General features: G+C 36.7%; 25 protein-coding genes. 3 read left to right on the forward strand and 22 right to left on the reverse strand.

Going from position 1 to position 22891, the window contains the following annotated elements:
• Positions 1 to 194: 194 nt before the first annotated feature.
• The 15 genes from atpG to V3Z67_RS14370 all read right to left on the reverse strand — a co-directional run bounded on the left by atpG (position 195) and on the right by V3Z67_RS14370 (position 13166).
• Entirely contained in the window at positions 195 to 1061 is an 867-nt protein-coding gene (atpG, locus tag V3Z67_RS14300; RefSeq protein ID WP_330443958.1) for an ATP synthase F1 subunit gamma, read from the reverse strand.
• A gap of 76 nt (positions 1062 to 1137) precedes the next feature.
• The gene (gene atpA, locus V3Z67_RS14305) at positions 1138 to 2712 is read right to left on the reverse strand and encodes a F0F1 ATP synthase subunit alpha (RefSeq protein WP_330443959.1); all 1575 of its coding nucleotides are present in this window, start codon (positions 2710 to 2712) and stop codon (positions 1138 to 1140) included.
• Positions 2713 to 2750: 38 nt separating this feature from the next.
• Positions 2751 to 3284, reverse strand: coding sequence for an ATP synthase F1 subunit delta (gene atpH, locus V3Z67_RS14310; protein WP_330443960.1), 534 nt, complete (start codon positions 3282 to 3284; stop codon positions 2751 to 2753).
• 4 nt (positions 3285 to 3288) lie between these two features.
• Positions 3289 to 3789 carry a F0F1 ATP synthase subunit B gene (locus V3Z67_RS14315; RefSeq protein WP_330443961.1) on the reverse strand — a complete coding sequence of 167 codons (501 nt, stop codon included), beginning with the start codon at positions 3787 to 3789 and terminating at the stop codon, positions 3289 to 3291.
• 91 nt (positions 3790 to 3880) lie between these two features.
• Positions 3881 to 4072, reverse strand: coding sequence for an ATP synthase F0 subunit C (atpE, locus tag V3Z67_RS14320; protein WP_147582315.1), 192 nt, complete (start codon positions 4070 to 4072; stop codon positions 3881 to 3883).
• 46 nt (positions 4073 to 4118) lie between these two features.
• Positions 4119 to 5291, reverse strand: a complete 1173-nt coding sequence (gene atpB / locus V3Z67_RS14325) for a F0F1 ATP synthase subunit A (protein WP_330443962.1) — start codon at positions 5289 to 5291, stop codon at positions 4119 to 4121.
• A 119-nt stretch (positions 5292 to 5410) separates the two neighbouring features.
• Complete coding sequence (locus V3Z67_RS14330; RefSeq protein WP_330443963.1) at positions 5411 to 5803, reverse strand: DUF6168 family protein; 393 nt, start codon at positions 5801 to 5803, stop codon at positions 5411 to 5413.
• Positions 5803 to 6024: an AtpZ/AtpI family protein gene (locus V3Z67_RS14335; RefSeq protein WP_330443964.1), complete on the reverse strand. Its 222-nt coding sequence runs from the start codon at positions 6022 to 6024 to the stop codon at positions 5803 to 5805. Before V3Z67_RS14335 ends, V3Z67_RS14330 begins: the two co-directional genes overlap by 1 nt.
• Positions 6002 to 6397, reverse strand: coding sequence for a bactofilin family protein (locus V3Z67_RS14340; protein WP_035131642.1), 396 nt, complete (start codon positions 6395 to 6397; stop codon positions 6002 to 6004). The genes V3Z67_RS14335 and V3Z67_RS14340 overlap by 23 nt, the downstream gene beginning before the upstream one ends.
• Positions 6398 to 6399: 2 nt before the next feature.
• Complete coding sequence (porW, locus tag V3Z67_RS14345; protein ID WP_330443965.1) at positions 6400 to 9126, reverse strand: type IX secretion system periplasmic lipoprotein PorW/SprE; 2727 nt, start codon at positions 9124 to 9126, stop codon at positions 6400 to 6402.
• 126 nt (positions 9127 to 9252) lie between these two features.
• The gene (locus tag V3Z67_RS14350) at positions 9253 to 9948 is read right to left on the reverse strand and encodes an ABC transporter ATP-binding protein (protein WP_330443966.1); all 696 of its coding nucleotides are present in this window, start codon (positions 9946 to 9948) and stop codon (positions 9253 to 9255) included.
• Between the two features lie 24 nt (positions 9949 to 9972).
• Complete coding sequence (locus V3Z67_RS14355; RefSeq protein ID WP_330443967.1) at positions 9973 to 11445, reverse strand: DUF5687 family protein; 1473 nt, start codon at positions 11443 to 11445, stop codon at positions 9973 to 9975.
• A gap of 59 nt (positions 11446 to 11504) precedes the next feature.
• Positions 11505 to 12206 carry a hypothetical protein gene (locus V3Z67_RS14360; protein WP_330443968.1) on the reverse strand — a complete coding sequence of 234 codons (702 nt, stop codon included), beginning with the start codon at positions 12204 to 12206 and terminating at the stop codon, positions 11505 to 11507.
• The gene (locus V3Z67_RS14365; RefSeq protein ID WP_330443969.1) at positions 12199 to 12816 is read right to left on the reverse strand and encodes a hypothetical protein; all 618 of its coding nucleotides are present in this window, start codon (positions 12814 to 12816) and stop codon (positions 12199 to 12201) included. Before V3Z67_RS14365 ends, V3Z67_RS14360 begins: the two co-directional genes overlap by 8 nt.
• A gap of 2 nt (positions 12817 to 12818) precedes the next feature.
• Positions 12819 to 13166 (reverse strand): PadR family transcriptional regulator, encoded by a 348-nt coding sequence (locus tag V3Z67_RS14370; protein WP_330443970.1) that lies wholly within the window; start codon positions 13164 to 13166, stop codon positions 12819 to 12821.
• A gap of 128 nt (positions 13167 to 13294) precedes the next feature.
• Here V3Z67_RS14370 and V3Z67_RS14375 point away from each other — a divergent pair, with 128 nt between their 5' ends.
• Positions 13295 to 14347, forward strand: a complete 1053-nt coding sequence (locus V3Z67_RS14375; protein WP_330443971.1) for a ferredoxin--NADP reductase — start codon at positions 13295 to 13297, stop codon at positions 14345 to 14347.
• Positions 14348 to 14378: 31 nt separating this feature from the next.
• Here V3Z67_RS14375 and V3Z67_RS14380 read toward each other — a convergent pair whose 3' ends face one another.
• Together V3Z67_RS14380 and V3Z67_RS14385 are read right to left on the reverse strand one after the other, a co-directional pair.
• Positions 14379 to 15425, reverse strand: a complete 1047-nt coding sequence (locus V3Z67_RS14380; protein WP_330443972.1) for a glycosyltransferase family 9 protein — start codon at positions 15423 to 15425, stop codon at positions 14379 to 14381.
• Positions 15426 to 15437: 12 nt separating this feature from the next.
• On the reverse strand, positions 15438 to 16043 hold the full coding sequence (locus V3Z67_RS14385) for a DUF4254 domain-containing protein (protein WP_330121652.1): 606 nt from the start codon (positions 16041 to 16043) through the stop codon (positions 15438 to 15440).
• Between the two features lie 69 nt (positions 16044 to 16112).
• Between V3Z67_RS14385 and upp the strand changes: the two genes are divergently transcribed.
• Positions 16113 to 16766 (forward strand): uracil phosphoribosyltransferase, encoded by a 654-nt coding sequence (upp, locus tag V3Z67_RS14390; protein WP_330443973.1) that lies wholly within the window; start codon positions 16113 to 16115, stop codon positions 16764 to 16766.
• On the opposite strand, the gene V3Z67_RS14395 is transcribed toward upp, so the two are convergent.
• Positions 16761 to 17690: a DUF6427 family protein gene (locus V3Z67_RS14395; RefSeq protein WP_330443974.1), complete on the reverse strand. Its 930-nt coding sequence runs from the start codon at positions 17688 to 17690 to the stop codon at positions 16761 to 16763. The two genes, upp and V3Z67_RS14395, sit on opposite strands and share 6 nt — an antisense overlap.
• A gap of 48 nt (positions 17691 to 17738) precedes the next feature.
• On the opposite strand from V3Z67_RS14395, the gene V3Z67_RS14400 reads away from it, so the two are divergent.
• On the forward strand, positions 17739 to 17969 hold the full coding sequence (locus tag V3Z67_RS14400) for a DUF6341 family protein (RefSeq protein ID WP_035131664.1): 231 nt from the start codon (positions 17739 to 17741) through the stop codon (positions 17967 to 17969).
• Here the strand turns inward: V3Z67_RS14400 and purD are convergent.
• From purD to V3Z67_RS14420, 4 genes are read right to left on the reverse strand one after another with little or no spacing between them, the layout of a single operon-like run.
• The gene (purD, locus tag V3Z67_RS14405; protein ID WP_330443975.1) at positions 17964 to 19235 is read right to left on the reverse strand and encodes a phosphoribosylamine--glycine ligase; all 1272 of its coding nucleotides are present in this window, start codon (positions 19233 to 19235) and stop codon (positions 17964 to 17966) included. The genes V3Z67_RS14400 and purD overlap by 6 nt on opposite strands.
• A gap of 29 nt (positions 19236 to 19264) precedes the next feature.
• Positions 19265 to 20632 carry an undecaprenyl-phosphate glucose phosphotransferase gene (locus tag V3Z67_RS14410; RefSeq protein WP_330443976.1) on the reverse strand — a complete coding sequence of 456 codons (1368 nt, stop codon included), beginning with the start codon at positions 20630 to 20632 and terminating at the stop codon, positions 19265 to 19267.
• A 3-nt stretch (positions 20633 to 20635) separates the two neighbouring features.
• Positions 20636 to 21619 carry a UDP-glucuronic acid decarboxylase family protein gene (locus V3Z67_RS14415; protein WP_330443977.1) on the reverse strand — a complete coding sequence of 328 codons (984 nt, stop codon included), beginning with the start codon at positions 21617 to 21619 and terminating at the stop codon, positions 20636 to 20638.
• A 2-nt stretch (positions 21620 to 21621) separates the two neighbouring features.
• A complete protein-coding gene (locus V3Z67_RS14420) occupies positions 21622 to 22869 on the reverse strand; it encodes an O-antigen ligase family protein (RefSeq protein WP_330443978.1) in 1248 nt (415 codons plus the stop codon).
• Positions 22870 to 22891: the final 22 nt, after the last annotated feature.

Below are 22891 nucleotides of genomic sequence, written 5' to 3' on the forward strand. Positions count from 1 at the left end.
TTTGGGTACGCTTTACATAATTGCTTTGTTCATCCATAATGATACTTTTTTGTGTATCGCTATTTCAGGACGTGACAAAATATAGAAATAAAAAAAGCGACTCAATAATAATCGCTTTACTTTTTACGAATTTAATAAAAAAGAGCCACGCAATGCGTGGCTCTTTATATAGTTGTGTGCTGTGTTCAGTATTATTAATTGTTCAAAGCTTCTGCACCACCTACAATCTCTAAGATCTCTCCTGTAATTGCAGCCTGACGTGCTTTGTTGTAAGTTAATTTTAACTGGTTTCTAAGCTCTGTAGCGTTATCGGTTGCTTTATGCATTGCTGTCATACGTGCACCGTGCTCTGAAGCAAAAGAATCGCGAACTGCTTTATAAAGCTGTGTTTTTAACGAAAGCGGTATAAGGCTTAATACGATTTCTTCTTTAGAAGGTTCAAAAATATAATCAGTACTGTTGTTGTTTACTTCCTCTGTAGCCTGAGCAGGAACTAAAGGCAAAAACTGTTCTGCCATTACAATCTGAGTAGCTGCATTTTTAAAGTGGTTATAAACTAACTCGATTTTATCATATTCACCAGCTGCAAACCTGTCCATAAGTGTTTGTGCAACCTCTGCTACGTTTTCAAACGTAAGGTCGTCAAACAACGAACTTTGATTAGCTATAATGTTACAGCTTTTTTGTAAGGCATCATTACCTTTTTTACCAATGGTTAAAACATCAACCGTTTTACCAGCATACTGGTTCAATAGGTTTTTTGTTTGTTTAAGCACATTAGCATTAAAGGCACCACACAAACCTCTGTTAGAAGTAACTACTACAAGAAGTACTTTGTTTACTTCACGCTGTTCTGCAAACACACCTCCTGTATCTCCTTCCAGAGTAGCGCTAAGGTTTTGTAATAGCTCTGTAAGCTTCTCAGAATAAGGTCTCATAGCCGTAATAGCATCCTGAGCTTTTTTAAGCTTAGCAGCAGAAACCATTTTCATCGCACTAGTAATTTGCATAGTGGATGAAACCGAAGCAATCCTGTTACGTATTTCCTTTAAGTTAGCCATTGTTATTTATATAGTTTGAGTATTGAGAGTTGAGGCTTTAATAGCTCAGCTCTCAATACTTAAGTCTAAAATCTAATTAGTATTTTGCAGCAATTTCAGCAGCAGCTTTCTCTAAAACGTCTGTAAGCTCATCGGTAAATTTACCTGCTTTAAGAGCGTCAAGAGTATCTCTGTGCTTAGCGTTTAAGTACTCGATATAATCTTTCTCGAATTCTTTAACTTTAGCTACCGGTACGTTTTTAAGTAGGTTTTTAGTACCTGCATAAATAATCGCAACCTGATTCTCTACAGTGAAAGGATCGTTTACTGCCTGCTTAAGGATTTCAACGTTTCTTCTACCTTTTTCAATTACATTTAAAGTAGCAGCATCAAGGTCAGAACCAAACTTAGCGAAAGCCTCAAGCTCACGGAACTGCGCCTGGTCTAACTTAAGAGTACCTGATACTTTTTTCATTGACTTGATCTGAGCGTTACCACCAACACGTGATACAGAGATACCTACGTTAATTGCAGGACGTACACCCGAGTTGAATAAATCTGACTCAAGGAATATCTGACCATCTGTAATCGAAATTACGTTTGTTGGGATATAAGCAGAAACGTCACCCGCCTGAGTTTCGATAATAGGAAGAGCCGTTAACGAACCACCACCTTTAACGATTGGTTTTAATGACTCAGGTAAGTCGTTCATGTTTTTAGCGATATCATCATCTGCAATTACTTTTGCAGCACGCTCAAGTAGTCTTGAGTGAAGGTAGAAAACGTCACCAGGGTAAGCCTCACGTCCCGGTGGTCTTCTAAGTAGAAGAGACACCTCACGGTAAGCTACCGCTTGCTTAGATAAATCATCATAGATAATAAGCGCAGGACGACCTGTATCACGGAAGTACTCACCTATCGCAGCACCTGCAAATGGTGCATATACCTGCATCGGAGCAGGGTCAGAAGCGTTAGCAGCAACAATAACTGTATAAGCCATTGCGCCTTTTTCTTCTAATGTTTTTGCAATACCTGCTACAGTAGAAGCTTTTTGCCCTACAGCAACATATATACAGAATACAGGCTTACCTGCATCATAAAATTCTTTTTGGTTAAGAATGGTGTCAATACAAACTGTAGTTTTACCAGTTTGACGGTCACCAATTACAAGCTCACGCTGTCCACGACCTACTGGGATCATGGCATCAACAGCTTTAATACCTGTTTGTAGTGGTTCTGTTACCGGTTGACGGAAGATAACTCCAGGAGCTTTACGCTCAAGAGGCATCTCATAAAGATCACCACCAATAGGACCTTTACCATCAATTGGGTTACCTAGTGTATCAACTACACGACCTACCATTTGCTCACCTACTTTAAGTGAAGCGATACGCTGTAGCCTTTTTACAGTTGATCCCTCTTTAATTCCGGTAGAAGGGCCAAGCAATACTACGCCCACATTGTCTTCTTCAAGGTTTAATACAATACCTTCTAACCCGTTGTCAAACTGTACTAACTCACCATATTGAGCGTTAGACAATCCGTATACACGGGCAATACCATCACCTACCTGAAGAACAGTTCCTACTTCTTCTAATGTAGCACCCGATTCAAAACCGGACAATTGTTTCTTTAATATTGCTGAAATTTCAGCAGGGTTAATTTCTGCCATCTTAATTTATAATTTAGACACTTTTGTGTGATAAATACTTAATTACTTAATTCTCTTTTTAAGGTTAGCAGTCTGTTTGCTACAGATGCATTGAACTGCTTATCACCTATCCTTAGGATAAACCCTCCTATTATAGCTGGGTCAACCACATTTTTAATGGTGATTTTTTTATCTGAAAACTCTTTTATTTTCGCCATTACCTTAGCTTCAAGCTCGGCAGTTATAGGAAAAGCAGTCGTTACAGTAGCATGTTCTATATCATTTGCTACGTCAAACTGTCTTGCATATTCTACAGCAATAAGACTAAGAATCCCAAACCTCTTATTTTCTAATAAAAGACGGAATAAACCTTTTGTGATATTTTGTGTAGACGCAAACACTTCGTTTAAAGCACCTTCCTTAACCTCTGCCTTAATGGTAGGGCTATTAATAAAGCTGTTAAGCTCGCTATTTTCTTTAATTGTAGATGCTATAAGAGCCATATCCCCGTTTACCTGCTCGGCCACATTAGAAGCCTGAGCCATTTCAAGGATTGCCTTTGCATATCTTACTGCAGCTCTTGAACCCCTCATAAGATTAGTTTAATTTTACGTCATCTAACATTTTCTCAACTAAAGTAGTCTGAGCAGCGTCGTTAGATAATTCCTGTTTAAGTATCTTCTCTGCAATCTCAAGTGATAGGCCGGAAACCTGAGCTTTAAGTTCTGCCATAGCAGCGTTTTTCTCGCTGTTAATAGTAGCCTTAGCCTGCTCAATCATTTTCTCTCCCTGAACCTGAGCTTCAGTTTTAGCATCAGCGATCATTTTTTCTTTGATCTCTCTTGCCTCTTTCATCATAGCATCTCTTTCAGCTCTTGCTTCCTGAAGAATTCTTTCGTTATCTGCCTGTAGGTTTTGCATTTCTTTACGTGCAGCTTCAGCAGCAGCAATAGCATTTGCAATACCTTCTTCTCTTGCAGTGATAGCATCCATAATTGGTCTCCACGCAAATTTAGCTAATAATACTAAAAGGATTATCAGGATAACTGCCTGATAAAAAAACAACCCGAATGAAAAATCGTTGATTAATTTTTCCATTATATATGTTTAATTAAGTTCTTTTAAAATTTAAATCAATAATGCAAACATTACCTGCAGCCAACCGCTGCAGGTAAATGTGTTGTTTTAATTAAGCTGCGAAAAGAGCTGCGAAAGCAACACCTTCAAGAAGCGCAGCGATAATGATCATCGCAGTCTGGATTTTACCAGCAGCCTCAGGCTGACGAGCAATAGCGTCCATTGCAGAACCACCGATTTTACCTAAACCAAGGCCAGCACCTATTACTACTAAACCTGCTCCAATAATTCCTGGAATTGTCATAACTATTTGATTTATATTAATTAAAAAATTCTTACTCTACAATTAATTATATTATTATAGGCTCTTCTTCAGTGTGAGGATCGTGGTCCTCTTCATGATGATGCTCCTGTACTGCCATTCCAATGAACAGTGCCGAAAGCATTGTGAATACAAATGCCTGAAGGAATGCAACTAATATTTCTATTATCGAAATGAATAATGTTAATCCGAAGAATGAAGGTCCGGCAATCCAGTTTTTGAACACAAAAATAAGACCTAATAAACTCATTACTACAATGTGACCTGCAGATATGTTCGCGTAAAGACGAATCATAAGCGCAAATGGTTTTGTAAGTGTACCTAATATCTCAATAGGAATTAAAGCTATTTTCATAAGTACAGGCACATCCGGCATCCAGAATATGTGTTTCCAGTAATCTTTATTTGCACTAAACTGAGTAACAAAATAAGTAAATAAAGCCAAACATGCAGTTATAGCAATATTACCGGTAACATTAATTCCAAGCGGAGTTAAACCTAAAAGGTTAAGAATAAGTATAAAGAAGAATACAGTTAAAAGGTAACCCATAAATTTTCTGTATTTCTTTTCACCAATATTTGGTAGCGCAACCTCATCTCTTATAAAAATGATTAGCGGCTCAAGCACTCTACCTAAACCTGTAGGTATAGGTCCTTTTTTGTATGACTTAGCTAATCCAATAAAGAATATGAATAATAACGCTGCTGTTACCAACATTGCCACAACATTTTTTGTGATAGAAAAATCAAGAGGTTTTTCGTTTGTTGGGTGATGATGCTCATCAAAATTTAAAGTACCCTGAGCATCTGTTTTGTATATTTTACCGTGGTGTAATGCATAGTAGTTACCATCTACCTCTGCAATCTCTTCACCGTGGTGAAACTTTGAAGATGAGAAAATTTTCAGTCCGTTATCGATAAGGATAACCGGAAGTGGAAAACCGTAATGCTTACCTTCAGTCTCATCTGAAAAGAAAGTAAAATCATGAGCATCTTTTAAGTGATGATCAATAAATGCTTTTATTTTTCCTTTTTCATCTGTTGATTCATGTCCTGCTTCGGCATGATGTTCTAAAGCATGGTCAGCCTCCTGATTATGAACCTGTAAGGAATCCTCTACAGAATTAGCCATAGCCATGAACGGAACTACAGCAAATAGGGTTGCTAACGCGATTTTAAGTGATTTTACGGGAAACACCATCTTATTAAATGTCTTAATTTTACGGTCCTTAAATTTTGTGCAAAGGTACATTTTTAATTAATATTCCAATATTATTGAGCAAAAAAATTTACCGTAATTTCAGATTATAGGCTTTATTATTATTTTTTGTTTAATAAACGTGCTGTATAATAGGCCTCTATTATCAAAAACAAAATGAAAATCACAAAAAAATTGATTTTTTCGGTAGAATTTTCTGTTGCCTTATTTATTATGGGTCTGGCAAAAGCATAACATAATGCCATTTTTCCTCCTGTTAAAAAAAGGAAAGCATACCCCAATTGTTCTTTATTTTTACCTGAAATAAAAACCAGAACCTCTATTATTATTACAGAGCACATAAAAAAGAAAATATAAGTAACAGGTAAGGGATATATAAAATCTGTTGAAGAGAAGCCTGTATCCGGAATAAAATAGAGAAGAAAATTTAATCCAAAAGTAATAACGGTAAATACCGCCAAAAGCAAAAAAGCTGAAACGTAGTCTTTTTTCATTATTTATTTAACTGATTAACCTGCCTTATTACATTATACATTGCAATTGCTACACCTATAAGTGTAAACAAAATAGTATTTGGGTTTGAAGTATTGCCGTATTTATTATCCAGCCATCCTCCAAACCAAGCAAACAAAAAAATAATTATCCCCATTTGTATGGGGATATTAATAAGTATTATCCATTTTCGGTTATTTCTATCCGGCTTGTTGCTGCTCATTTTTTTTAGACAATGGCTTTACCGAATTTTTCATGGTACAGGTTGCAGTAAATTCTGCTCCCGGCTCTACCGAAAGTTTATTTACGTTTACCTCTCCGGTAATTTGCGCCTTAGATTTTACATTAAGTAGTTCGGCAACTTCAATTTTACCTTCAAAACGACCTTCAATGTCGGCATTAGTACATTTAATGTCTCCTGTTACACTTCCGGATGGGCCAATTACTATTTTGCCCTGGCTTGTAAAGTTTCCTATTAATTCGCCGTCAAGGCGAAAGTCGGTTTTCGAAATGATATCTCCTTTAATTATTGTGCCCTCTACAATCCTATTCGTTTTACCTAAATCTGTGGTTGGTTTTTGAGATTTGTCAAACATGCTTATTCAATTGCTAAAAATTGTGTGAAATTCTTTTTGATTTGTATTACCTTATAATCTTCGCTCGATATTATGTATGGTGTTTGGGTAATTTTATATTCTTTGTAATCTTTTAATATACTCACGGCATCTACAGCAGCCTCTTTACTGTTAAGCCCGTGCATAACAATAAAATCTTCGTTCATGGTGTATATGTCTCTCGACACGGTTAAGCTCCTGTTGTAGCTTTCCTCTATAAACTTTTTCAGTTTATCGCTTAATTCTTTTGCCTTACCATCATCGGGGTTATTATCAAACTGGAATATTATTTTCCAGCTTACTGCAGGGCGACCAAAATCTACTTTCTCCAGCGTAGGAATGTTTGTTTTAAGCATTGCCTCTGCCGATTTACCCTCTTCACTGTTAGGGTAGTTTAACGCCACATAGTTTAATGCATTTTTGTATTCTTCAAGACCTTTAAGTCTTGCAACTATATTCGCTTTAAGAAGCTCGAATTTTGAAGCAATCTCTTCTCCGGTATAGGTATCTATAGCTTCTTCAACTAACGGATATACTTCACGCAGTTTACCGTCTTCATATTGTTTGAACAGATTAGCATAAACCGCTTCCGGACTCTGATTATTATTTTGTTCTGCACCCGGATTCCTGATAATCTCGGCATAACGGCTGTCAGGATACTCATTAAATATTTGGTTTTTATACAACTCTGCTCTCTCAGGGTTTATAATCTGGTATATTTTATACAGGTTATATTTAGATGGTAGTATCAGCCTCTCTTCCGGACTGTTGGTTAACAGTTTCTCCAGCTTATCGGCAGCTCTTTGATATTCTTTAAACTTCTCCTTATATATAGTACCTAACTGGTAGTATGCAAAATTTCGTTCTTTCGCCAAACTGTCCAGTACTACCTCTGAGGTTGGTAACTGCCCTATATAAAATTCAGGGCTGTATCTTGGATTAAATTCATCTTCATTTGAAACTATAGCGGTACTGTCATTAACAGTTTCTTCCTCCTCACTTCGCGAGCCACGCTGCTCGGCAGACCATCGCCAGTTATCAGCAAGTTTTCTGCCTCCCCATTTTCTCTGAAACTCAAGCTTACCATAAGAAACAATTGAGTTGTTATAGAAATAAAACGTTCCGCCACCAGGCTGCTGGGTTTGACCGGAAACATTACTGTTACCTTTTGTTTTTGCCGCAACTTTTTGAGACATACTGCTGTTACCTTGTTGCCCGTTAAATTTATTTTTGCCGGCAGCCGTGTTAGTAGTACCCCCCATTGTGGTTAAACCATTATTCATCGGAATTGCCATAGACCGGGCATTTTGACCGCGGCTCATGTTCTCAGCTATTTGAGCTTCTCTCTCAAGTCTTTCTTTTTCTTTTTCGTCGGCCTCTTTAAGTTTTACTATATACTCTTTAAAATAAGCAACCCTTTGATCATCAGTCATAGCGGCCAAATTAAGAATACTGTCATTGGTTTGTGCTATACCTTCATACTTAATAACATCATCCAGGTTATCCCTTTTCTTTTTTATAGCCCTGTACTCTCTTGTTCTCTGATTTAGGAAAACCAAAGTACTGTCGTAATATTTACCGGCTGTAGGATATTTTGCATTCTCAAAATAAATCTCGGCAATATTCCTGTGATTAGATGCTGCTAAATATTTATCCTTAGGATTTTGTCGTAATGACTTATTGTAATACTCAACCGCTTTATCATCAAGATCCTGTTTATCATAAAACAATCCTACCTGATGGTTAAGTACATCCAGATAAGGCCTATTCTCTCTGTCTTTTAAAAGTTTCCTGTACTTTTCCATGAAGGCAAGAGTATCCCCGTTTTTATAATCAAACTGAGCAGCCTGTCTTGCATGTGCCTGTATGGTATACATTCTTGGTGATTTTCTTTTCATATCTATCACCGTTTGGAATTCTGTATAAGCACTGTCAGGGTATTCCAGACTTTCGTATAACTGACCTAATATAAAATGGTATCGGGCTTCTTCCTCTCTTTGCTTTGTAAATTCGGCTGCATTTTTAAGTACAACAACAGCACTATCTTTAGAACCTGTAGCTATATATGCCTGAGCCAACATGGCATTTGCATCAGCAAAAATTTGCGGCTCTATCTTTTCTTTTTCGTCTAAAAGCTTTTTAAGGTTTTTTATAGCAATGGCTTCGTTCTCTAACCTAAGGTTAGTTTTTTCCCTCCATACCTTGGCCTCAAATATTTTGTCGCTTGACGGATATTTATATAAGATATAGTTAAAAGCTTCAAGTGCTGGTATAAATCTATTTTCGTAATACCTTGCCTTCCCTAATAAAAGGTGGGCTTCATCCATTTGCGGATTCCTTTCGGTACCGCCTATATACATGGAGTGTTTTTGGATTGCTTTTGTAGCTTTCTCCTCAGCCCTGTCAAAGTTTGGATTGCTTTGTTTTTCTTCCTTCTCGTCTCCTTTACCTGCTGCGGGCTTTTGCTCTTCCTGTTGTACAACAGGCTGCATTCTTTCTACGGGTAAAAGCTCCCAAAAATTATCGCTATAGGTAGTTTTTAACTCCTCCACACCATTAACAAGAGCAATGTTACCGTTATACAGCACATTATATTCTGTAGTGACCGCGTGAAAATTACGGTTAACAAAGCTGTCCTTTTTGGTAGAGCAGGCTATCAAAAAAGCAAAAGTTCCGGTTAGGAGTATATATTTATAAGTACTGGTTTTCAAGGCAAAACATGTTTTTATCCTTAACTTTTAAATTGATGTTTTAGTATTAAGGAGTCGTAAAAATACGTTTCTTTTTTTATTTTATGCAAAAAAATCCCCCGAAGCTTCGGGGGATTTATAATAAAGTTAAACAGCAAAAAAAGCTTCAAGCTCCTGGAGCGTTTCCTGTGAAGTTTTAATATCTTTTACAATTTCGCCTTTGTGCAGCGCTACTATACGGTTACTTACTTCGGTAGTATGTGCCAGGTCATGACTGGAAACCAGTACTGTGGTATTACCGTCTTCTGCCAATTCTTTAATAATACGCTTCAGTCTTATTTGTGTTGTAGGGTCAAGGTTTGCAAAAGGCTCGTCTAGTATAATAACCTCAGGGTTTCCTATAAGGGCTGCAACAATACCTACTTTCTTTTGGTTTCCTTTTGAAAGATCTCTTAAATACTTTTTTCTTTTAAGTATCTCCCCGTTAAAAAAGTCTTCATGTTTTTCTAAAAGAGCATCAACATCGGCTTTATTCCAGCCACGAAGCTCTCCTATAAAATAAAAGTACTCTTCGGGCGTAAGGTAGCCTATTAAAAAACTATCGTCAATAAAGGCCGATGTAAAAGGCTTCCAGTCTTCACTCTCATCAACTCTTATATTGTTTGAGGTAATATTTCCCTGTGTAGGTCTTATCAAATCCAGTAATAAACTGAAAAATGTGGTTTTCCCTGCACCGTTGTTTCCCACCAGTCCAAAACTTTCTCCTTTTGGGATTTCAAGCTCTGGTATATTAAGTACTGTTGTATTATTATATGTTTTTTGAAGATTACTTACTTTGATCATGATATATAATTTTTGATTGGATGATTAGTTTACTTGTTTGTATGCCGCAAGCGTATCATACTTTTCAGATTTATACAGCTTAGCTATTTGGTTGAAAACAAAATTTCTGAATAAAAGCCCTATTAACCCTGTACCTGCAATTAAAAGATAGGCAATGGTATCATTAAAAATGTAGTGACCTACAGCATACAACGCTATTGGAATAATAAGTTTAGACAGCCCTAAAAGCATCATTCTAAGGTTAAAGGATTTTTTACCTCCCATTGCCTGACTGGCTTTGGTTAAATCGACCGGAGTTTTTACAAAAGCTCCGCTTAAAAGTACCATATAAGCATTGATCCCTATATTATAAACTGCGCAGGCAAGAATCATTAGGTATACATCGACACCAAAATAAAGATAAAAAGAAGCCAATACTGTAGTTATAACTGTAGCAATTACCATAAGCCACCATTTTGAGGCTATATATTCCCTGTATGGTATGTTTTGGCTCATCATAAGCGGATAGTAAGAACTATCCCAACTAGGCACAAACTGCCCAAAGGTGAACATAAAACCACTAGTAAGCATTATAGCAGCAAACATTTTCCAGGTTGGTGTATTATATACTTCAATACTATTACTAAAAAATAATAGCCCGTAAAACAAGAATAATACACTTGTTAATACTGTCATTTTTGCTCTTTTGTTTCTTAGTATAAGCTTTAAATCATTTTTAAGGTAGGTACTCATGGAACCAAACTGATCCAGCCAAGCATAATTTTCAGTACGTGCTTCCTCTTCTTTGGTTTTCAAACCGGCATCCAGAAACATGTATTCGTAAAAGAACTTAAATGTTGCTCTCCATACAATAACAAGCAGAGCAACAGGCAGCAACGCCATAAAATAAGTACTGTATAATGACGTAAAGAAAACTTCTGTATATGTTGTAATATCAAAATAGCCATAATACTGTAAGCCTCCAAATGTTGCCAGTAAAACAATGAATACTGCAAAAAGCCAATTCTTACCCTCCAGTAATATGTTTAAAAAGTTATTACTGTATACCAGCGCCATAATACCTACATGCCACAATACAACATTTACAGGGTTGTATCCTTTAACTAACAAAACAATGGAGAAGGGTACAAAAAAGAAAGCATGTATTATATTGAAAAAAGTAGCCATACTTTTCCCTATGGTAAAGTTTACTATGGTTTTCTTCTTAATATTAAGGGTTAACAATGGTTTAATATTACTAACCGGAATATTTTGAAAAACAATCCTGATTACTAAATCTACAACTATATAATAAATAAGGTATTTGTTTACCCAAAGCATTGGGTCACTAGCACCTGCTTTTTTTAGTATAGAAAAGGCGCCTGTTCCCAGTAAAAGAAGAAAGAAGGCCATCATTATGGCATATAGTAAAACGATTATTTTAACTACAAGATTAGTACTAAAAGCTGCCGACCTGGTAAATGCTTTCCATTCGAGCTTTATAAATTTTTTAAACATCGTATTTTGGTTTGGTTTACCCGATTAGTAGTATAAAATGTAAAAATGTTACAGTTATACTATTGCTTTAACAGCTTATACTCAGGATATGTTTGCTCTAAATGCACTTCTGCCCTGTTTATTATTACATATAAAATTATGTATTGATAGATAGCAAACAGTACCACTGCTGCTGCCAGTATCCATTGCCCTACCGTAGAATATTCTTTATCATAAACATACTCTATTATCTGATAGGGTATGAATATAAATACGGGTAAACTCCCACAACGGAATATTATTTCTTCAAGCATCCAGCGATAGCCTGTTTGTTTTACTTTTTTCCTGTACCTGTGGTTAAGCACAAAAAAACGCACTAAACTGAAAATTAATATCGAGAACAGTAATATTGGTGCTATAACGGCATGAATATGTTGTATTGATTTTGCCAAAAGCACTGTTAATACAATAGTGAGCAGTATTTTAGGTAATTTGAAATACTCTCTAAAATAAGCCCAAAGCAATTTTCTATATTTTTTCGTCAATGCCATCTGCCTTCTTTCCACAACATCCATAAAACCGAAAACACCAAACTTTTTAAACTCCTGTTGCAGGGCATCATCAAACAACAGCCCCGGTTGTTGTTGCCATTTCTCTTCGATGGCATTAGCCAGATGGTCTACCAGTTCGGTTTGCAGGTCGTAGTATTCTACAAAATGCTTACGAGTAAAAGCATAAAGCTGTTTTACTTCTTCATCGGCTATTTTTCGTTCTTTATTCATTAAATCTTAGCTTGTATATTTTTCTAAGCTTTAGGTATGAGCATATTATCATAACAACAAAACTGATGATTACAGCATAATATAAAAACAGGTAAATATCATCTTTAAACATATTTTGGGGCTTTACCACCAAAAACAATATATATACAGTTAATGCTGCTGCATAATGAAACCTGTTTACGCCAGACCATTCGGGTTTTTTATTTATAACAACCATATGGACATAACTACTGAATACTATACCACACAGTAAAAAATATAAAATGGTAAAACCTGTAAATACAGCATCATTATAACCCCTTTGGTTTAACAGTAAGGATATTGTAAACAAAATCGTAGCAACAATATAGAACTGAGGCTTAACAAAGTCCTTAACCAGCATTTTGAATGCCCTTATTGTTGCTGCTTTTGAAAATTTTCTGGCAGAACTTAATAGCTCAGCTTTATTTTTAGCCATATATGCCTGAAATTCATCATAAAAATCACCTTCCTTTTCTTCAAGAACTGTTGCTACATGGTCAGTCATTTCATAGCGTATATCCAAATATTTTACCCCTGAATTCTCAAGATATTGGTCTATAAATTTTATTTGGCTGTCTGTTACCTGCATGTTTAAAATTGTAAATCAGGATTAATTTTTGGGTTAACCAGTGTTTGCATATTCTTGATAAACTCTTCCAGTTCCGCCAGTCGGTTTATAGTTTCTTTTTGTCCGTCTTCTGTTAGTTTGTAATATTTGCGGAGCCTGTTTCCCACTTTCTCTACCTCTACATCCAGCAAGCCTTCGCCCTCCAGTTTATGCAGGGCAGGGTATAAGGCACCTTCAGTAATATTAAGTTCGCCTTTGGTTATACTCTTTACCTTTTGGGTAATCTCATAACCATACATACGTCCGTTTTCTTCCAGCAGCTTCATAATAATAGTGGTAAGGCTGCCTTTATATAATTGGGAGTTTTTCATTTCAAAAATTTTGTATCACAAAAATACATAAAATTCTTATGCATAATAGTTTTATGTATATTTTATTTGATTAATGTTGTTTTATACCGTTACAGGATTGCTTATTTTTGCATTGAAAAACACAAAATATGTCAACATTTCACTCACTTACAATAAAAGATATAAGGAGAGAAACACCTGGTGCAGTTTCTATTGCCTTTGAGATTCCGGAAAATCTGAAAAACGAATATAAATTTATTGCCGGCCAGTATATTAACATTAAAAGTGTATACAACGGTGAAGAATACCGCAAGGCCTACTCTATATGCTCAAGCCCTAACAGTAACGAACTAAGGGTTGCCATAAAAGCGGTTAAAAACGGAGGTTTTTCTGTGTTTGCTAATGAGCAGCTTGCAGTTGGCGATACTATTGAAGTAGGTATCCCAGAAGGTAAATTTACTTTTGAACCTAAAACAGACCGCCAGAGAAACTATGCGGCCTTTGCTGCCGGTAGCGGTATTACACCGGTACTTTCCATAATACATTCGGTATTAGAAAATGAGCCTGAAAGTACATTTGTACTTGTATACGGTAACAAAACACCTGAAGACACTATTTTCCACCAGTACCTACACGATTTGCAACAAAAATATGTAGGCCGTTTGTTTATCCAAATGGTATACAGTCAGGCAAGGGCAGAAGATTCTCTTTTCGGACGAATAGAACGTTCTACCGTAAACTTTGTACTTAAAAACAAACATAAGGAAAAAGAATTTTCTAAGTTTTACCTGTGCGGACCGGAGGAAATGATTAAAACGGTAAGCGAGATACTGAAAGAAAATAATGTTCCTGAAAAGAGCATAAAATTTGAGCTTTTCACCACTCCGATTGAAGAGAACAAAATTGACGAAAATCTTGAAGGGCAAACCAAAGTTACCGTATTGGTAGATGATGAGGAGACTACTTTTGTAATGTCGCAAAAAATGACCATCCTTGATGCGGCATTAAAAGAAGGACTGGATGCTCCTTACTCCTGCCAGGGCGGTATTTGCAGCAGCTGTATGGCACGAATTACAGGTGGTACTGCAGAGATGAGGAAAAATGCCATACTTACAGATGGCGAAATAGCCGAAGGCCTTATACTTACCTGCCAGGCACACCCAACCTCTCCCGAGATTCATGTAGATTATGATGACGTTTAATTAAATGTCCAAACCATAAAAAAAAGGATGCTTAGGCATCCTTTTTTAGTATATCATTAATTCGGTTTATAACTGTTCTTGGCTTTATGGTACGCATGACATCCTCATAGCCATCCACTTTCTTATTACCGTAAATGGACGTTGGCAGTAACGGATATTTCTCTCTGCTGGAAACCAACAGGTTTTCCTTCGACTGATGGTAAGGGGCAAAGCCTGCATAAGGGTGTGTAACTCCCCATAGTGTTAAGGTTGCCACTCCCTGCATTGCTGCCATGTGGGCATTACCACTGTCCATACTCAACATAACATCAAGGTTACTTATAAGCTGTAGTTCCTGCTGTAATTTTAATTTTCCTGCAACTACCACTACATTGCTAATATTATTAGCAAAAGAATTTAGTACATCTATCTCTTTTGCTCCTCCGCCAAAAAGAAACAGTTTATACGATTTGTTTTCGGCTAAACCATTTATCACTTCCTGCATTAAATCCTGCGGATATACCTTACCTTCATGCTGGGCAAAGGGTGCTATACCTATCCATTGTCCTGATTTTTCTCCTGTTACTGTTAGTACTTCGGGTGTGAGTTCGTGTTTCTCAGGGAAAACAGGCACGCTAATATCTATAGGGAAGCCCAGTTGGGCAAACGTTTGGGAATGCCTCTCTACAATTGGGGTAAGCTGCTTAAATATTTTGTTTTCAGCACGGGTTAAGGCTTTTTTCTCTTTCCTTGCCTTATCAGTAGTAGCTGTTTTTATTCCGCCAAAGGCAAATAGTCTGGTTACTGTTTTAGAGCGAAGTACGTTATGTAAATCGGCAACAGCATCAATGTCCAGTTTTCTAAGCTCGCGGTATAGTTTTAGCAGTCCGCCAAAACCTTTATGAATGCCTTTTACATCGGCCTCATAAAAACCTACATTGGGAATACCTACAAAAAAGGGTTTGAAAAAGCCTCTGGACAATACCGTGAATTTAACCTCAGGGTATTGTAAAGCTAAGGCTCTCAGCAACGGTACCGTCATAGCGACATCACCCATTGCAGAGAGCCTTATTACAAGTATATGTTTTATACCCGCCATATTGTGCAGGGTTTACTTTTTGTTTTGGTATAAAACAGGGTTTAATTCTTCGTCGTTGTACATTTTCATTTGTTTGTACACTTTCATGAATTTATCTCCGCTTTCAATATCGGCTAAAAGCTCATCAATAGCAGTAGAAAGATCTGTTCTCTGTTCTAAAAGAACATTCAGTTTCTCCTGACATTTGGCAATGTGCTCCGGCGAAGCGTCTGTACGGTTCACCTCTTCCTGCATGTGGTATATTTTAAGGGCAAGGATAGAAAGCCTGTCTATAGCCCATGCCGGACTCTCAGAGTTTGTTTTAGCGTTATCTTTAACTGTAACATCCTGATACTTATTTAAAAAGTAACTGTCAATATATTCTACCATATCAGTTCTGTCCTGGTTAGAGGCATCAATCCTTCTCTTTAATGCAAGTGCCGCTACAGGGTCAATTTGCGGATCACGAATAATATCCTCAAGGTGCCATTGTACAGTGTCAATCCAGTTTTTGGCATATAGTAAATGCTCTATCTGATCCTTGCTGTAAGGATTGTTAACAGGCTGGTCAACATTATCAAATTTGTGATAATCGTTTATACTTTGCTCAAAAATGGGAAATGCTATTTTAGAAAACATAGGGTTAAAATTTTATTTTACAAATATAGTTTTAATACTTTTATCCTGCTAATACTAATTTACAGCACTATGTATATTCACTACCTTTCCCAAAACAATAGCATATTAAACCATTTTTTGGCACAAATACGCGATGTAAACGTACAAAAAGACACTATGCGTTTTAGGAAGAACATAGAGCGTATAGGGAAAATTATGGCTTATGAAATAAGCAAAACACTAGAATATACCCCTGTTAATATTACCACTCCGCTTGGAACTAAGGAAACCGAATTTGTAAAAAAACCTGTGGTGGTTTGCTCTATATTAAGAGCAGGGCTTACCCTTCATAACGGACTACTCAATTTTTTTGATGATGCCGATAGCGGATTTGTGTCGGCCTACCGTTATCACCCTAACAATGGTGATGAGTTCATTATACAAACACAGTATCAGGCTGTACCTAACCTTACAGGGAAAACACTACTGCTGGCCGACCCAATGCTGGCTACAGGTCTATCGTTAGAAGCTGTATTTAAAAACCTTATGGCAACAAATAAGCCCGAAGAAATTCACATTGCAGTTGTAATCGCAGCACCCGAAGGCATAGCCCATTTACAGGAAACCTTACCGGATAATGTGCATTTATGGATAGCAGATAAAGATGAGTACCTTAACTCCCACAAGTATATTGTTCCGGGACTTGGAGATGCAGGGGATCTTGCTTACGGAGAGCGTTTATAACTGGGCAAAAAATAATCCTAGAGATATTAATACAATCAGTATTAATATACTCTCCCTTATCCACTTTACCTTTTGGCTTTCTATAAAGTTAGCCCCCATTATGGCAAGTGGTGCAAATGTAAATGCCAGGAAACTATTGTTCTTATTGGCAGAAAGCACATATATAGCTACACCTATTAAGAAAGAGAAAATCACTTTTTTATAAGAAGAATGCAGGTTAATAGGTTTTGCCGAAAGCATGGCAACCTGTGCTACAACAAAAAACAGGGCTATTGATGAAAACAGGGCAAGTGCAATATTTTGGTAAATATTTTCAAAATACGTAAAGTCGAAGCTTGTTTGCATATCGGCATACAGGTCGTAAAACAGTTCATTACCAAACAGTAATACCGTTAAAACGTAAAGTGTAGAAGCCGAAAAAAAGGCTATAAAAGGTATTATCCAGTTACGATAATCTCTTGAAACGTGAAAAACTATCGAAATAAATACCAGCACAATGAAAATAATACACCAAAAATGAAAAAAACTTGCCACAAATATCCAGAAAGAGGCATCAAAGATTTTTTCCTTAGGGGTAATGAGTGACTGTAGTGATATAAGCCTCCTCAAAGCCAACAGCAAAAAGAAGTTTGCCACTATTATTTTTGTATTTACAAGTATAGTAGGAAAGAGCACCAAAAACATGGTAAACAGGAACATAGCATAAGTATTGTCCCGGCTTAATGAGTTCTTTCTGGTAATAAAATTTACAAGGAAAACCGAAAAGGCCAAAAGCAAATATAATCCCACTTTTTGTAGTATGAGCGAGAAATATTCTACCCAGTAAGTATCTTTAAACAGGTATAAAAAATAAAATAAAGTTATTAGTACACCTATTAAAGCATAATTTATCGGCTTTGATTTATTAAAAACACTTGCCAGCATGTGAATATTTTATACTTTTGTGATTGTAAATATAATACTTGTTTAAAAATGAGAGCATTTTTTGAAGGAATAGATTATCTGTTTGTACACATACTATTTGCACCGCTTGACTTTATTAGAGCCCTAGAGCTTGAAAACTGGTGGGTAGCAAACATTATTACCTGGATTTTTATCCTTATCTGCTGCGGGGCAACCTGGTACTGGATTCAGCAACTGAAAATTTTCAAAGCGAATCACGAAGATGACCAGGATACCACAGCACACTCTTTCTTATCATAGATCGAAACCTATATCTTTTCTAAAATATATCTTATCAAAATTTAGCTTGTCTATATTTTGATAAGATTTTTTTATGGCTTCCTTAAAGTCAGCACCATATGAGGTAACAGCAATTACACGACCTCCATTAGTCACTACATTTCCGTTATCGTCTTTTGTTCCCGCGTGGAAAACAAGAGAATCTTCTACCTTATCAAGTCCTGTTATAACTTTACCTTTTTCATAATCTTCAGGGTATCCACCCGAAACCAGCATAATTGTAGCAGCACTTCTTTCATCAATTTCAAAAGCAGTTTCTGCAAGCGTACCGTTATGTAGCGCTTTGAAAGCTTCAACAAGATCTGATTTTACCCTTGGCATTACCACCTCAGTTTCAGGATCACCCATTCTTACATTATACTCAATAACATAAGGATCGTTACCTACTTTTATAAGACCAATGAAAACAAAACCTTTGTAATCAATGTTTTCGTTTTTAAACCCTTGTATAGTTGGCTTAACAATAAGTGTTTCTATTTTTTCAAGGAATTCGGCATCTGCAAACGGCACCGGTGAAACAGCTCCCATACCACCTGTATTAAGTCCTGTATCGCCTTCTCCAATACGTTTGTAGTCTTTAGCCATTGGTAACAGCTTGTAGCTCTCTCCGTCAGTTAAAACGAAACAGCTAAGCTCTATACCGTCAAGAAACTCCTCGATAACTACCTTAGTACTCGCCTGACCGAATTTTGCGTCTACAAGCATGTTTCTAAGCTCCTGTTGTGCTTCTGCAAGGTCGTTTATAATAAGTACACCCTTACCTGCCGCAAGTCCGTCTGCTTTAAGTACGTATGGTGCTTTTAATGTAGTAAGAAATTCACACCCCTGCTCTACGGTTTCTTTTGTAAAACTCTCGTAAGCTGCTGTTGGGATGTTGTTTTTTACAAGGAATTTTTTAGCAAACTCCTTACTTCCTTCAAGCTGTGCAGCATATTTTGACGGACCGATAACCGGAACGTTGCTAAGCTCACTGTCGTTTTTAAAATAATCATATACACCTTTTACCAGTGGGTCTTCCGGACCTACTACCACCATACCGATGTTTTCCTGCTGTACCAGTTTTTTTACAGCTTCAAAATCAGTCGGGTTTATGTTTACATTATTTGCAATGGCCGATGTACCTGCGTTACCAGGTGCAACAAATAATTTAGAACACTGCGGGCTTTGCAGCATTTTCCAGGCCAGCGCGTGCTCTCTACCTCCAGATCCCAGTAATAAAATATTCATATGTTATTGCTTAATTATTATGATAAACACTAATAGGCTTTTTCTTCACCCTGAAAAATGTTTACCACCGTTTGTACTATAATTTTTAAATCCAGTAAAAGCGACCAGTTCTCAATATAAAAAACATCATACTTAATTCTGTTTATCATATCCTCATCGGTGCTTATTTCTCCTCTGTACCCTTTTACCTGTGCAAGGCCTGTAATACCCGGCTTTACATAAAGCCTTATTAGGTATTTTTTTATACGCTTGCTATACAGGTTGTTTTGTGACCATAGGTGTGGCCTTGGCCCCACTACGCTCATTTCCCCAATAAGTACGTTTAGGAACTGTGGCATTTCGTCAATACTCGTTTTCCTCATAAAACGACCTATACGGGTAACTCTCGGGTCATTTTTTATAACCGATTCCTCTGTAGTTTTGTTCAGCTTCATAGACCTGAACTTATAACAAAAGAACTCCTTTTCATTTATTCCCGGCCTTCCCTGTTTAAAAAACACGGGCCCCGGTGATTCCAGCTTAATTATAAGTGCAAGTATAGGTGTAAGCCATGTTAGCACAAAAATTATAACGAATAGCGAAAAGGCAATATCAAATAACCTTTTGGCTACTTTTGCCACCGGCTCATGTAGCGGTGTTTTTCTTAACGACAGTACCGGGAAAAACTCATAGTAGTCTACCCTTAGGTTTTTAGTGAATATCTCCTTAGTATCAGGGATAAACTTAACAACCTTGTCATTAATATCGGCAAACTCAACCAGTCTTTTAATCTGGTAATTGGTAATTTCGTTTAGCGAACAGTATATCTCATCTACGTTATTATCTATCGCAAAGGCTTCTACCTCAGCTATTTTTCCTTTTACCTCATCATTATGTTTCCTGTCGGAAAAGAATCCAAGAAATCTATAACCGTACTCCCCTTTTTGTTCAAAAAGTTCTTTTAGCCTTAAAGCATCTGGCGTATAACCAATAATAACTGCCTTGCGGTAATTACTACCCGTAACCACCCTGTATCTCTTTAAGTAATAAAACAATACAAATTTAAACAGTATTATGATTATAAATGCAACGATAAGATATTTTGCTATAGCCTGACCACTAAATATGGCTTGTTTTGAAAACGGGAAAAAAGCAATTACCACCAGCAAGAACACTATGCCCTGCCTTACAATTTTTACAATTATTTCGGTTAGGCTGGTAAATCGGTAAATTTCATAAAAACCAAATATATAGGCTATTATAAACCATGTAGCCAGCTGATAGATTCCAAAATAAAACTGGTTGATGCCCAGTTCCCAAAAGAAATAAGGGAACAACAGGGTTAGGACCAATACATCAAATGCTATATTTATTGGTCTTATATATTTTGAATATCTCCTTTTTCCGGATGAAGTCATTAATTAGTATATATATCCTGAAAAATCTTTGTGTTCTTCCTTAAGCAGTTCCTCGTGTGTTAACGATTTAAAGTATTCGTAGGTTATTTTCATACCTTCGGCACGATCTACTTTAGGCTCCCATCCCAAAATTTCTCTTGCACGGGTTATATCCGGTTGTCTTTGTAAAGGGTCGTTAATTGGTAACGGTTTATAAATAACCTTTTGTGTTGTACCTGTAAGTTTAATTATCTCTTCGGCAAAATCCTTAATGGTAATCTCATCCGGATTACCAATGTTAACCGGATATACATAATCAGAATGCAACAGCCTGAAAATACCTTCTACCTGATCGTCTACATAACAAAACGACCTGGTTTGCATACCGTCTCCAAAAACAGTTAGGTCTTCACCTCTTAGCGCCTGCCCTATAAATGCCGGAATTACTCTACCGTCATTTAACCTCATCCTTGGACCATAGGTATTAAATATCCTTACAATTCTGGTTTCAACACCGTGAAACGTATGGTATGCCATAGTTATGGATTCCTGAAAACGCTTTGCTTCATCATATACACCTCTTGGCCCTATGGTATTTACATTACCATAGTAATCCTCATTTTGCGGATGCACTAACGGGTCACCATAAACCTCAGATGTTGATGCGATAAGTATTCTTGCCTTTTTAACCCTTGCCAATCCTAAAAGATTATGTGTTCCTAATGATCCAACCTTAAGCGTTTGGATAGGAATTTTTAAATAATCAATAGGGCTTGCCGGTGATGCAAAGTGCAGGATGTAGTCCAGCTTATCGGGTACGTTTACAAACTTGGTAACGTCGTGGTGATAGAACTCAAAGTTAGGAAGTTTGAAAAGATGCTCTATGTTTTTAAGATGACCGGTAATTAGATTATCCATACCAATTACATAATAGCCTTCCTTAATAAACCTGTCACATAGATGAGATCCTAAAAAACCGGCTGCTCCTGTAATAAGTATTCTTTTCATCTTTAACTTCTTTCTTTTTCTATAATACTGGAATACAATTCTTTATTAAACAGGCAATACAAAACGGTAAAGAAAATAACACCTCTTTGCCTCCATAAAAAAGATTCGGTCAAAAATAAGGCTATCATTAGAAATGCGAAAGCAATATGAACAAAATCTTTATTACTGAAACCGTTTTTAAGGTTAATGCCTAACATTACTATTAAAACCAAAAATCCTATTAAACCCAAATCGGCAAAAACCTCAATATACTGGTTATGAAAGTTAAGGCTGTTATACCCCCTGTGGGTTTCGTCGCCCTTGTATACATTATGCTCCTCTCCCTTTTCCTTAATCCTGTTAAGAGAGGCATTAAGTCCGTAACCGGTAAGTAAAACAGGATCCTCGCTCATCATTTCGGTAAAAATCCTTATTTGGTAAACCCTAAAGGAAGTTCCGTTAAAATAATCGTTTTGGGTAAATGTATCTTTATTCCATGCTTCCTGTATGCTGATAGCATTGCTACCCGATTCCCTTACGGCCATTTCTGTTCCGGGTTCCAACTCTGATTTTATTCTTTCTCCTATTTTAGTGTAATATCCTGCTATGACAACTAATGCCGCAAAAGCAACTCCTATTGTCCACTTGGCTTTTTTGGTAATTCCCGACCAAAACAGTACATAAATCAGGATAAGGAAAATATCGGCCAAAAGTATATTTTTTGACGACAGCAGGAAAACCATTATAAATAGTAGTCCAAATGCCATATAGTCAATTCTCTTTTTATATTTTTTTACCAGGAAATAAAATAACGCTACCGACAGGAATACCGAGACATATATAGCATTTACATCTTTAGTTACCAGTTCATGGTAAAAAAACACTGAAGTATCTCCTGTATTAAAATATTTACTAAAAGCTCTTATTACATAAAACAGAGCATATACAACCATGCCCCAGCTGTAAAACTTTACAATGTCTTTTTGTTGTTTGGACCATAGTCTTGTAAAAGCAAGTACTACCGGTATTATCAGTAACGGAATTTCTTTGGAAAGCGCCTTTAGTGTACATTTAAATTCAACCGTCCATATAAGGGACGTGCACATAACAAGGAATAAAAACACAGGCAATGCAAGACTAAGGCTAAAATTAAAATGTCTTTTTTTTGCCGTAAGCAGGGTATAAACCACCAGTAATATGGTTGCTATACTACTAAATGCATAATTTAAAGGAATAGTAAGCAGTATGGTAGCTACCAGAAAAACCAGCATTTTAGGGCTTGCTGAAGGCCGT

This window comes from Flavobacterium sp. C4GT6 (assembly GCF_036347315.1).
Classification (GTDB): domain Bacteria; phylum Bacteroidota; class Bacteroidia; order Flavobacteriales; family Flavobacteriaceae; genus Flavobacterium.